This is a genomic window from Paenibacillus sp. NPDC058071 (assembly GCF_042885235.1).
Classification (GTDB): domain Bacteria; phylum Bacillota; class Bacilli; order Paenibacillales; family Paenibacillaceae; genus Pristimantibacillus.
Map to the genome: position 1 here is coordinate 14,696 of NZ_JBHVSK010000008.1, position 12,059 is coordinate 26,754.

The window sequence follows — 12,059 nt, forward strand, 5'->3', positions numbered from 1 at the left end:
AAATACCGATCTACGCACGCAGAGGACCAAAACTGCCAAAGCAGTCTCGGTCCTCTGCGTTCTTCTTTATATCACCTATCTGGCACGAAAATCTCCGATTAGAGCATTAGCGCTCCAACGAACCTTAATACGATTTGGCGATTTCGATCTTCTGTGTAATGCCCTGCTCGTTAGTGAAGTAGAGATGGACGCCGAAATCTTGATCGTCCATAAAATAAGAGACGTACTTGTCTTCGCCCTTCTTCATCGGTACGAGCAGCGTCGCAATACGATGATGCTTAGCTGCGTTCGTCGCAGCATGCAGATGCCATTGATTGTCCAAGCCTTCCAGCTCTGTCGGATCGACGTCCGTAAATTGGTCATGCTGCGACAGGCTCAGCTTGCCGGAGGAGCAGTATACGAAGCGACCAGACATATCGGCCTTCTGTCCATTCACGCGGAACGTCTGCTCCTTCAGCTCCATCGGATACAGCGTATGCATCAGCCATTCGACTTTGGCCGGCTGCGTCAAATCGACGTAATCTACCACTACGATATAGGACTGGTTGAAGAAATAGAGCTCGCGCGTATAGTTTTCCAAGTACGGCACATTCATGCGATAAGCTGCTGTCGCGTTCATCCGCGCATAGCCGCAGCCCCCCTGCTCCGGCAAGTACCGGGCTTCTTCAACTAAACCGTTCGCTTCCATGCACTGTACCTTATTCCGGCCTGCGTATTGTCCGAGCCCGTCGATCAGCAGATTGTTCGTTGACTGCGTCTGCCTGCGCCAGTTCATATGCATCGTGCTGCCGAAGGCGATGTAGTAGCCGCTCTCGATCGCCAGCGGTTCGCCGAATGCATGCAGAAGGAAGCCGTTTTGATCGCCGTGGCTATGGCTGATGGATCCATAACGGCTGCTTTTCGCAAGCAGCATAATATGCTCCTCCGGCTGTTCCATTCGATGATGCATCGCCACCCAGCCGATGTCGCGAAACCATTTGACTGGCTCAATGGCCCCGTCCGCAGGCTCCAGCGCTTCCACGTGCGGGTAATCATGGCGGTACACCATCTCATCAAACCGGAAATCCCACCAGCCGTAATTGTAAAATTTCGAGTCGGCGTCCTTGTCCGTCGCTGCCGTCCGCTCATAATACCATTGGTACAGCCCGTTGCCGGTCAAGCCGGCGAATTGCCGGATATTATACCCGGTTTTGAGACTTGTCGGCTCGCCCAAATACGACTGGTCGCCGAAGCTGGCTCTGATCGTGCCAGGGCTCGAGCAGTATAGCGGGAAATCGCCAGTTTTGGTGAAGAAAGGCCGCTTGAACAGGTCTATTCCCGTATAGCCGCTAATCAGATTCATCGCGTCGATGACAAAAGCGAGTCCCGTCGTCCAATACAGCGGCCCTTCGGCCCAGCCGCCGTCCTCGCCGCCCCAAGGCGAATATAGGCAGGAGTAGTATTCCAGCGTATAGTCCAGCCACTCCCGCGCCTGCGGCTCTTCATGCAGCATGGCGATGCAGGCCGGCGTCAGCACCGACGAAAGCGAGCGCACAGCATGACTGTCGTAAGGGACATGATGGATTTTGGAACGGTCGATCACATGGTGCGCCACCTGCTCCGCCCGCCGCAGCAGATTGGCGCGTACGGCGATGCGTTCTTCTTCCGATAAATAATCATGCAGCCAGTCGTAGCCCCAAGCGATCGCACCTACGATGCGAAAAGCAGCTTCATCGTTATAATCGCGGGCAGTCGTGCCTTCCGTATCCCACGAGACGACATGAAGCAGCCACTCCCTGGCCCTTGCAATCACCGCTTCGTCCTGCGTAATCACGCCCGCCACGCTCAAATGCTTAACGGCGTAAAGCGCCTCCTGGCAATCCATGTACATCTGCCGCCACAGCTTGGCTACGCGTTTGTTGCCCGGATAGCGGGCCGGTTCCGGGATTAATGGTTTGCTCATCCACGGTTTGACCGACTTTTCATAAAAGACGTCCCATCCGCAATAGGAGCCGTCTGCGGTCAGCGCCTTGCGAAAAGCGGCGAGCTTCTCCGAGTTCAGCCACAGACGCGGGTGCGCGGACGCTGTCCCGTCATAGCGATTCGGCCGACCCGGCAGCGGCGTCTCGGGAAGCCCTTCCGGCACCTCGAACGTTCGAACCTCGCTCCAATTGGTTTGCGAGTCTCCTCCTTTTCCCGTCAACAAAGCGTAGCGCCAGTAATAACGTCCCGGCGCTAACGGAGCTTCCGGCGTATACAGGTTATAAGGAATGCCGCTTGCAGTAACCGTCTCTTGATCGTCAAACTGCTCGGACGCGGAGTATTGAAGCACATAACAATCGTCATCCAGCCTTGCCGGCATCCATGTAAACCGGGGCGGGTTCTCCAGCAGCCCTGTCTTCCCGGACGGTTCGTACGGCACCGACATCAAGCCGCTTTGCGGTTCAAACAGTTTCGTTAACGTCATGTTCCGATCCTCTCCCTCAGCCCGCTATCTGTTAGCTCGTAGTGCATCTCTTCTCTATCCTCGCTGCCGATCAGCTTGACGGCGAGCGTGCCATCTTCCTCCAAACTTAAAACCGGCATTGCGTTGCCTGCCGAGTAAACGGCTATGAACCTCGCCCGTCTCCCGCTATGCCTCGCAAGCAGCCCCTCTCTCCGCCTATGCGGATCATCGGCCGTGCCGAGAGATGTGACCCGCAGCAGTTCAGTATCCCTCTCGAGCCATAGCGACACCGATACCGGCTCGGAACTCTCCATTCCGGTCTGGTGAATACGCAAACCAAGCAGCCCCGCAGGACGAGACTCAATCCGGCTTACCGCTTCTATTTCTGCATAACCGTCTCGATCGCCCAACTTCCGACCGGATACAGATACGTCCTCCTGAATAACGCCCGCGCCAAAATCGAAGGCTCCCTTGACGTGAAACCACCAATCTATTGTCGCCGTCTCCGCTAGTTCCACCTCGAACCAATCGACGATCCAATCTCTCTCAATCCGAATGTGGCGCTCCAGTACTGCTCCCTCATAAGCCTTGGCGGAGCGAAGCCAAACGTACGAGTACGAATCGGCTGCTTCGAACCGCAAGCATTCCCCTTCCGCCTCTTGCTGCGATCGTCCGCCGACGGTGACTGTATTGTGGCAGGCCGTATGCGCGTACCAATCCTTCTTCAAGCGTGATCCGTACGGCACCGTTCCCGGGTCCGGCGAAAGCGTATACTCGCGGTGCCGCAGCATGAGATGAAGCTTGTCAAAATGGCCGTGCGGTCCGCCGTGCGGGCCAAAATCGACCAAGCCGCTAAGCCGGTTGTCCGAATGAGTCAGGATGGCAAAGCCGCTGTCTGACAACAGGATGGATGGGTTAGAGAGAAGGCCGCTTGCCGCATCAGCTCGCTGCGCCATCTCGTCCGCGCTGCTTAACTGGCCGTCGCCGTATAGGACCGCTTCCAGTCCAAGCCGCGCTCCCGATTCCGGGTAAAGCCGGCGGTACACATCAGCCAGCATCGGCAGCAGCTTCTCGTCCCCGAACCGCGACATGCCGATTTCGAAAATCTCCGCCAGCTCCAGTGCATACGGCTCCCGCCAATAAGGACCGTCGTGCAGCGCCGGAAGACGACCGTCCGGCCCTGCCAATTGAGCAAGAACCTCCAGCATGCCCGCGATGGACTGCTCTTCCGGCGCTGCCCAGCGATAGATGTCCTCTCCAGCTCGCAAAGCCATTTCGGCGCTGATCAAATACGCTCTAACGACAAAGGCGTGATAATAAACACTGCCCTCAAATTCCAGCTGATCCGGCCGTACGGCAATCGCCAAATGATGGCGGAAGCCTCCCTCGCGGTCCAACTGCGCAAGCAGCTTGCCATGTTCTCCTTGCGCCGCGTAGACAGCGGACAAGGCGGCGTTCAGCCAAGCCGTATAGTTGTTCTCCGGATTGCCCCGCTCTTTCGTTAAAATGGCATGATATTCACCCATGCTGTCGCCCAGCATGGTCCAAAACCGCTCCAGATCCGCCTGCTCATCCTCAAAAGATACGCCCTCGTCCCTTAGCAGCAAGTAAGCCCGAATAAGCGTCGTCGCCCAGATCGCCTCCGTCAGCGCCTGATGAAACGCCCTCCCCTTCAGCATCCATGCAGAAGCGCCTTGATGCACCGGATAATGCGGAAACTGTTCGGCATAGCGGACGATGATCGCCTTACCCAGCCTCGCATGCCGTGCATCGCCTGTCACCGCGTAAACGGCCGCAGCCTGCAGCGCCCGGCGAGCCAGCGACTGATGCTTGAACACAAGCCAAGCGCCCCTAAACGTTTCGCCGGACAGCTCGCAGCCGTATGGGCAGCGATACAGCCGGGCGTCCTGTTCGGACGGATCGAATAGCAGCTCCGTGTGGTGCTCGGGACAAACGTAGTTATGCCACCAGCCTCCCGGCTCCTGCGGAATTTGAAGCAGAATGCCGTCATAAGCTTCAGCTCCCGCTTCAAGCTCCGCCGCCAGTTCTCGAACGGCGGAAGCGCACCATTCATAGCGCGCCGCCTTCTCTCGTATCGGCATAAAACTCATCGCATAAACATCCCGCCGTTAACCTCGATCGTCTCGCCGGTCAAATAGCCGGCCAACTCCGATGCGAGGAACAGCACCGTTCCCGCCACATCGTCCGGCGTTCCTTCACGGCCAATCGGAATACCGGCAACCGTCGCTTTCCGGGCCGCATCGGGCGTGAACGTCGCATGAAACGCCGTCTGTCCAATAAAGCCCGGCGAGACGACGTTCGCTGTAACGCCCGCTGGCGCCAGCTCCTTCGCGAGCCCTTTCGTATAGGCGATGACCGCTGCTTTGCCCGCAGCGTACAGCGCTGCTCCCGGCCCCCCGCCGTTATGTGCCGCGATGGAAGACAGATTGACGATGCGTCCGAAGCCTCCCGCTTTCATGCCCGGAATAACTGCCTTGCTGACGAAAACGGCGCTTTTCAGATTCACGTCCATCACCTTGGCGTAATGCTCTTCCGTCATCTCCTCGCAGGTCACCCGTCCGACCAGATGGCCTGCGTTATTCACGAGAATAGAGATCGGCCCGCCGAACGATGCTTCGATGGCTTCGACCATCGAGGTGATCTGCTCCGGTACGGTCACGTCGGCCGGGAAAATCTCAGCGACTCCGCCTTCGGCGCGAATAGACGCCGCAGCCTCCTCCGCTCCTTCGCGGTTGTTCAAATAATTCAAGGCTACCTTAGCCCCGCTTGCTGCAAGCATGCTCGCCACTCCGCGTCCGATTCCTCCGGACGAGCCGGTGACGAGCGCTATTTTTCCCGTTAGATCGATCTGCATGGCTTAATGCTCCTTCCGCGGCGCCTCCTGCGGACTGCCGCTGCTATGTTGTTTGGGCATTGTCATTATCATTTTGGTTCCCCGCATCGGTTCGCTTTCTACCCGCAAACCGTATTCCTCGCCGAATACCATTTGAATGCGCCGGTGCACGTTAGCGACGCCGATGCCTCCCTTGCGCTTCAATGCTTTTCCGCTGTCAGCCAGCCGGTTCTCGCGCAGCCTGCGCCGCAGCTCCTCCAGCTTGTCGGCCTTCATGCCGACGCCGTTGTCCTCTACGATGACAAGCAGCTCGTCGCCGCTCTCCATCGCATCGATACGGATCGAATGCCGATCCTCCATGCCGTTCGGAAAGGCGTGCTGAAAAATATTTTCAACTAGCGGCTGCAGCGTCAGCCTAACCGTCTTGGCCAGCAATAGGCTCGGCGGTACGGCGACATCAATCTCAAAATCGCGGCCGATCCGATGTTTCAGAATAATCATATAATTACGGACATGGTTCAGCTCGTTGGCTATCGTAATTTCCTCTAGGTTCGTCTGCACCGAATAGCGAAGCATGAAGGCCATCGCCTCAACCATCTCCGATATTTCGTCAGAATCCTGGACTATCGCATAACAATTGATCGTCTCCAGCGTGTTGTACAAGAAATGCGGATTGATTTGCAGCTGAAGCGCCTGAAACTCCGCTTTCTGCCGCTCCAGCTGAATGTCCCGAAGCTCCAGCTGCGTCTTCTGGTTGTGCAGCTCGGTGTTGTACACCTGCTCGATCATCTCTGATAACCGGCTTACCATTAGATTGTAGCTGTGAATAAGGCCGCCGATCTCATCCTCGCGAGGAGCGGTTTCGATGCGCATCCAGTTGCCTTTCTCGGTGTCCCGCATGCCGTTCTTCAAAATCCGAATCGGCCCGACGATCGACTTTCCGAATCGAATAGCAAGAAACAGCGCGAATATAAGCGTTACTAGACCAACCGTAATCGTCGTCGAACGTATGTTAGAGATCGGAGCCCGCAGCTCCTCGAACGGCATCGAGATGGCAAGGCTCCAGCCGGAGTAGTCCGATTTTCGCGAAATAATCATCGTCTTCTCGCCGTTCAGCTGCTGCGTGAAGCGCTGGTCGCCTCCCTCCGCCAGCCGGTCCGGCACGTCCGATTGCAGAAGCGCCTTCATCGTATCGTTTTCCGGTGCATAGATGACCTCGCCTTGGTTGTCGAGAATGAAGAAAAAGCCTTTCTCGCCTAGCTCCACCTGGCTCCACAGTTGGCTTAGCTGCTGCTCGTTGAACTCGATCGCCAGCACGCCCTTCGGCGTGTAAGACGAATAACCCCGGATTTTGCGAGCCAGGGTAATGACTTTGTTCTGATCTCTGCCCAGCAAGCTTGTCTTCAGAATCGCTACGCCTCCGTTATCCGGCGTTTTCTCGTTCAATTCCGCCAGCCGCTGCGACGGATCGAGCGAAAGCTGCGAGAAGCTTTGATTTTGATCGAAAATCGAGCGTCCGTGATCGCCAAGAATGTAGATCATATGAATTTGCGTAGGATATGTGATAAAAACTTTCTCGAACACGTCTTTGCGAATCCGGCTCGTATATTGGTAGTACTCATAGCTGTCGGTTGGGTCCATCTCCAGAAACTTCTTTACCTGCTGCTGAGACAATATCGAATTGCTGACCCGTTCGAACGTCGCCAGTTGATTGTCCGTTTGCATGGCCGCGTTATTGATGACGGTCGTTAAATACTTCTCTACCTGATCGTCAATCGCCCGCGATGATTCCACGTACGAGAAAACGCCGACCATCGACAGCGACAGCAATATAACGATGAAGAAATAAACGAATATTTGGCGCGACAAGCTCCTCCGCATTATTCGATCCCCAGCGACAGGCGGTATTCAGAGGGCGTATAGCCTGTAAACTTTTTGAACGTTTTCGTAAAATGCGGATGATCCGCGTAACCGACCTCGAATGAAATGTCGGTAATTTTGTATTGGCCGGAGGCGAGCAGCTTCTTGGCCAGCTCCATCCGCCTTTTCGTCCGGTAATAGACAAATGTCTCGCCGGTCATTTGCTTGAATAGCTGGCTGAAATACGAGGCGTTCAAGCCGAGCATTTCAGCCACCTCTTCCAGCGACAGCTCCTTCGCCAGGTTCCGTTCGATATAAGCCTTCGCTTCTTCGACCGGCTCCTTAACCTGCCCTTTCCGCTTCGCGCGAATTGTTCGGGCCAGCTCCCTGACGGATTGCTCGAACCCTTCGACGCCGTCTCCCGTCATGTCGCCGAGCGCAATCGGATAGACGTCGCGGCGATTCACTTGCTTGACGAGCTTAACGAGCAGCTCCTGCAGCCATTCCCGCAGCCGTTTGTCTTCGATTCGCTTCGTCCGGAAATAGTCGCCCATTTCCGCCACAATGCCGGATACCGCTTCGTCCCGCAAATGCCATACCGCTTCATCCAGCCGCTCCAGCCAATGCTCCGATTGAGAGAGCGAGACATAGGAGCGCTCATTCTCAGCGGCAATGCCGGCCAGCAGCTTCGCTACCGCGCCGTGTACGCCCGCCTTGGTAACAGGCTTCAACAAATATTCTTTAACGCCGTAAGACATGCATCGCTGCGCATACTCGAAATCGCCGTAACCGGAGACGACCACAATCGGAATGTCGCCGTACTGCTGCTGCATCCGGCGGCACAGCTCTAGACCGTCCATCTGCGGCATCCGAATGTCGGTGAACAATATGTCGGGCCGTCTGCTCCGGATTTTATCCAGCGCGTCCACCCCGTTCTCGGCTGTCTCGGTCGTAATACCGGTATGTTCGGACTGCTGAATCAGCTTCTCCAATCCTTTGCGGATCATCGGTTCGTCGTCAACTACGAGAATGCGGTGCATGACTGGCGTCCCCCTTCGGATGCGTTGCTCCCCGCGGCCGCTAACGGCTGCGGGGAGATGCTTTTTTTCTCATAGTAATGCAATCGTCCGACAGTCGTAAACCTTATTCGAAAACGTTTTCAGCTTCGTTGTAGCGAGCCGTCGCTTGCTCAATAACTTCTTTGCCGCCCTTGGACAAATATTCATCAAGCACTTTGTCGTAGTTTTCAATCGGCTCGCGGCCGTATACCATTTTCAGCACATGCTCCAGAATGAGCGGCGGCATTTCATCGGATTTCGGATTGAGATCCGGGTACTGCACGAGCGCATCTAGACGAGGCTCGAATTCCAATCCGCGGCGGCCCTCTTTCGACAGCATGTTATCGAAAGCATCGATGATCTGCTTGCCGGATTCGGACAGCTCGGATACCCGTTTGTTATACGTCGTATCCTGCACGAGCCACAGCCAGTAGTTGAGGTAGCGCATTTTGTCCGTTCCTGCCGTATCCGTCGGCACTTCGAACACCGGCTGGCCGTTCTCCACTTTGTAGTCCTCGTTCTCGATGCCGAAGCTGAAGAACAGCTCCGCCTGCTCGCTGACCATCCAGTTGAAAAACTTGACGATGTCAGCCGCTTTGTCTTTTGCTGCAACATTGATGAAGAAGGAACGCGTTACCGGATTGTAGTGGCCGTAGCCGCCTTTGCCATCCGGCCCTATCGGTGACGGAATAAGCGCGACTTCGGCGTCCGGAACGTTTTGCTTCAGCTGAGCGCCCCAGATCGGCAGCTCGTTCGCATTCATCGACCACATGCCCGCCTTGCCGCTCGTGACGAGCGCTTTGAAGTCGGTACTTTCAATCGTCGCGAACTCTTTGCTGATCAACCCTTCTTGATGCATCGTTTTATACACGCCGATGGCATTCTTCATATTCTCGGAGTCGAAGAAGCTAGGCTTCACTTGGCCGTCCGGGAACAGCTTGAAGGAGTTCAAGTAGCCAAGAACGTCGTACGCGCCGAAGAACGTATCGGCATACTTGAAGTTTTGACGACCAGCGTACGGATGCTCGACGCCGAGTTCCTTGAACGTGCGCAGCACGTCAAGCGTCTCCTCGACCGTCTTCGGAACTTCCTTGTTCGCCTTCTTGAGCAGATCGGTACGAACCCATGTGGCACGGCGGGAAGGGTTGGACAATACTTCCGGAATGCCGTATATATTGCCGGTCTTGGAATCGGTCATCCGCGCCCAAGCCTCTTTCGGAATGAACTTGAGCAGGTCTTGGCCGTGCTCTTCCAGCAGATCGTTGAGCGGGAGGAATACGCCGTTCTCTACCGCGCCCGCCAGTTCGGGACCGCTGATGCCGCCTCCGCCCTGCACGACGTCTGGAATGTCGTTGGTCGCGAACATTTGAATCATTTTATCCTGGTATTCGTTATGCGGGATGAGCCGGATGTCGAGATCGGAGTTTGTCATTTTCTCCAGCTCCAGCACATACTTGTCTTTGTTGATGTCCGGGTTTTTCTCCACATAGGAAACGTTGAGCGTGCGAAGCGAGATTGAGAACTTGGTCGGATCGCTCTTCGCTTCTCCCCCGCTGTTCGTTGCCGCCGGCTTGTTGGTGGCGGGATTGGTGCTGCCTCCGTTGCCCCCCGAATTGTTGCCGCTGCATCCGGCAATCGTTGTGATCGCTAGAGCCGTAATCATTCCGCGGGCCAAAATCTTTTTCATAGATTCCCCTCTTTTCATTGAATGGTACGAACCGTTTTATTTGGTACAGCGCTTACATTTTAAATTGTAGAAGCGATTGAGATCCGGCAACAATGGACTCTGTTTGGCTCCGTTTGTCATTTTTTTAGACGACTGAGGACAGGCTTTGGCCAAGCAGGCAGCTGATTGCGATCGCGATAAGCGATTAAGACTTAATCGAGCCGATCATCATCCCTTTAATAAAATAGCGTTGGAGAAACGGATACACCATAATAATCGGCACCGTTGCGACGAGAATAACGGCCATTTGCACGCCCTGAACGGATTGGGATGCGGTTTCAAACGCCATATTGCCCGTGTCGGTCAGGTCGTCGGTAATGAGCAGCTGTCTTAATTTTACCTGCAACGGGTATTTCTTAACATCATTAATATAATAAAGGGCGTCCATATATTTGTTCCAGTTCGTCACCGAGTAGAAAATACCGACGGTCGCCAGCGCAGGCTTGGACAAAGGCAAAATGATGCTCCACAGCATGCGAAGCTCACTGCTGCCGTCGATGCGCGCTGAGTCGATCAGCTCACTCGGTATTTCCACGAAAAAGGATCGCAGGACGAATAGATTAAACGCGCTTATCGCCGTCGGAAGCATAAGCGCCCATAGCGTATTCGTCAGGCCGACCTCGCGCATGAGGATGAATTGCGGAATGAGTGGCGCGCTGAAGATCATCGTCATCAGAACGAACAGCAGCACATAGCTGCGTCCGACGTATTCTTTTCTGGAGAGCGGATACGCAAGGGTCGCCGTCATGACCAGATTAATGAACGTGCCGAGCAGCGTAATGTAGACAGTGACGGCGAAAGCGCGCCAGATCGATATGTCGCCAAATACGTATTCGTAATAGCCGGTTGTAAATTCGACCGGCCAAAACATGACGTCTCCCCGGTCGATCGCGCCCGCGCTGCTAAACGACTGGGCGATAACGTTCATAAACGGCAAAAACATGCATAGTCCGAGCACCGTTAGAAACGTATAGTTAAAGGCGAGAAACAGCTTGCGGCTGAATGATTCGCGTCTTCTCATCGGCTCCGTCCTCCTTAGTACAGCGATTCGCCGGTCGATTTTTTACTAATAAAATTGGCGATCGTGAGCAGCGTCAAGCCGACGACGGACTTGAACAGGCCAATGGCGGTCGCGTAGCTATACTGCATTTGATTCAATCCGGCTTTGTAAATGTACGTGTCGAGAATTTCACTGTTTTTCAGATTGAGCGGGTTCTGGAAGACGAATACGCGCTCGAAGCCGTAGTCCAGGAAATCACCGATTTTCAGCAGGAACAGAATGGTGATGACCGGTAGCAGCGCCGGCAGCGTGATAGCAAGCGTTTGCTTCCATCTGCCCGCTCCGTCCATTTCCGCCGCCTCATACAGGTCGGGATTGATGCCGGCGAGCGCCGCCAAGTAAATAATCGTTCCCCAGCCTACATCACGCCACAGGCCTGAGCCGACCAATATCGAACGAATGTAGGAATCCTCGCCAAGGAAGTAGATCGGCTCGATCCCGAACCAGCCGAGAATGGCGTTGACGACCCCCGACGACGGAGACAGGATGCCCACAAAGATACCGCTTACAATTACCCACGACAGAAAATGCGGCGCATAGATGATCGTCTGGACGATCTTCTTATAGAGCGCCAATCTGACTTCGTTCAGCAGCAGCGCCAGCACGATTGGAGCGGTAAACGCAAACAGCAGATCGTAAAAGCCGAGCAGCAGCGTGTTGCCCAGAATGCGCATAAAGTCGTAATGGCTGAACATGCGCTCGAAGTGGGCGAATCCTACCCACGGGCTGCCTTTGAAGCCGGCGAACAGATTGTATTTTTGAAAAGCAATGACCGAGCCGAGCAAAGGCGTATATTTGAACAACAGGAAAAAGAGAATGCCCGGCAGCGAGATGAGATAAAGCGCCTTGTACTTCCACATGTATTGCAGCTTTAGCATGCTGTCACCTCTTCTTATTCAACAAGTTGGCAGGGGCGTTCTCGTCCAGCGGAATTTCATCGAAGGCGATGCTGATGAACTCGGGCTCGCGGTCGATGATGCGGGACAGCTCCCGGGTGAACACCTCAACGATTTCGTCCTTCTGCTCATCCGTGCGGCCCTCGTACATTTTTATCGTAATTTGCGGCATAAACCTTC

9 protein-coding genes are annotated in these 12,059 nt (G+C 55.0%); all 9 read right to left on the reverse strand.

What is annotated here, in order from left to right; all coding sequences use genetic code 11:
- Positions 1-124: 124 nt before the first annotated feature.
- Complete coding sequence (locus ACFVTB_RS14705; protein ID WP_387750235.1) at positions 125-2,446, reverse strand: DUF4962 domain-containing protein; 2,322 nt, start codon at positions 2,444-2,446, stop codon at positions 125-127.
- Positions 2,443-4,536: a heparinase II/III domain-containing protein gene (locus ACFVTB_RS14710; protein WP_387750237.1), complete on the reverse strand. Its 2,094-nt coding sequence runs from the start codon at positions 4,534-4,536 to the stop codon at positions 2,443-2,445. The genes ACFVTB_RS14705 and ACFVTB_RS14710 overlap by 4 nt, the downstream gene beginning before the upstream one ends.
- Positions 4,533-5,300 carry an SDR family NAD(P)-dependent oxidoreductase gene (locus ACFVTB_RS14715; RefSeq protein ID WP_387750239.1) on the reverse strand — a complete coding sequence of 256 codons (768 nt, stop codon included), beginning with the start codon at positions 5,298-5,300 and terminating at the stop codon, positions 4,533-4,535. Before ACFVTB_RS14715 ends, ACFVTB_RS14710 begins: the two co-directional genes overlap by 4 nt.
- A 3-nt stretch (positions 5,301-5,303) precedes the next feature.
- Positions 5,304-7,160, reverse strand: a complete 1,857-nt coding sequence (locus tag ACFVTB_RS14720) for a cache domain-containing sensor histidine kinase (protein WP_387750242.1) — start codon at positions 7,158-7,160, stop codon at positions 5,304-5,306.
- Positions 7,160-8,179, reverse strand: coding sequence for a response regulator transcription factor (locus tag ACFVTB_RS14725; RefSeq protein WP_387750245.1), 1,020 nt, complete (start codon positions 8,177-8,179; stop codon positions 7,160-7,162). The genes ACFVTB_RS14720 and ACFVTB_RS14725 overlap by 1 nt, the downstream gene beginning before the upstream one ends.
- Positions 8,180-8,282: 103 nt before the next feature.
- Positions 8,283-9,884 carry an extracellular solute-binding protein gene (locus ACFVTB_RS14730; protein WP_387750248.1) on the reverse strand — a complete coding sequence of 534 codons (1,602 nt, stop codon included), beginning with the start codon at positions 9,882-9,884 and terminating at the stop codon, positions 8,283-8,285.
- A gap of 184 nt (positions 9,885-10,068) precedes the next feature.
- On the reverse strand, positions 10,069-10,944 hold the full coding sequence (locus tag ACFVTB_RS14735; protein WP_387750251.1) for a carbohydrate ABC transporter permease: 876 nt from the start codon (positions 10,942-10,944) through the stop codon (positions 10,069-10,071).
- A 14-nt stretch (positions 10,945-10,958) separates the two neighbouring features.
- On the reverse strand, positions 10,959-11,861 hold the full coding sequence (locus ACFVTB_RS14740) for an ABC transporter permease (protein ID WP_387750253.1): 903 nt from the start codon (positions 11,859-11,861) through the stop codon (positions 10,959-10,961).
- 4 nt (positions 11,862-11,865) lie between these two features.
- Positions 11,866-12,051 carry a tautomerase family protein gene (locus ACFVTB_RS14745; RefSeq protein ID WP_387750256.1) on the reverse strand — a complete coding sequence of 62 codons (186 nt, stop codon included), beginning with the start codon at positions 12,049-12,051 and terminating at the stop codon, positions 11,866-11,868.
- Between the last annotated feature and the right edge of the window lie 8 nt (positions 12,052-12,059).

Excerpts from the sequence above, each read along its gene's own strand:
- ACFVTB_RS14705 (WP_387750235.1), bottom strand. The coding sequence starts at position 2,446 with ATGACGTTAACGAAACTGTTTGAACCGCAAAGCGGCTTGATGTCGGTG.
- ACFVTB_RS14710 (WP_387750237.1), bottom strand. The coding sequence starts at position 4,536 with ATGAGTTTTATGCCGATACGAGAGAAGGCGGCGCGCTATGAATGGTGC.
- ACFVTB_RS14715 (WP_387750239.1), bottom strand. The coding sequence starts at position 5,300 with ATGCAGATCGATCTAACGGGAAAAATAGCGCTCGTCACCGGCTCGTCC.
- ACFVTB_RS14720 (WP_387750242.1), bottom strand. The coding sequence starts at position 7,160 with ATGCGGAGGAGCTTGTCGCGCCAAATATTCGTTTATTTCTTCATCGTT.
- ACFVTB_RS14725 (WP_387750245.1), bottom strand. The coding sequence starts at position 8,179 with ATGCACCGCATTCTCGTAGTTGACGACGAACCGATGATCCGCAAAGGA.
- ACFVTB_RS14730 (WP_387750248.1), bottom strand. The coding sequence starts at position 9,884 with ATGAAAAAGATTTTGGCCCGCGGAATGATTACGGCTCTAGCGATCACA.
- ACFVTB_RS14735 (WP_387750251.1), bottom strand. The coding sequence starts at position 10,944 with ATGAGAAGACGCGAATCATTCAGCCGCAAGCTGTTTCTCGCCTTTAAC.
- ACFVTB_RS14740 (WP_387750253.1), bottom strand. The coding sequence starts at position 11,861 with ATGCTAAAGCTGCAATACATGTGGAAGTACAAGGCGCTTTATCTCATC.
- ACFVTB_RS14745 (WP_387750256.1), bottom strand. The coding sequence starts at position 12,051 with ATGCCGCAAATTACGATAAAAATGTACGAGGGCCGCACGGATGAGCAG.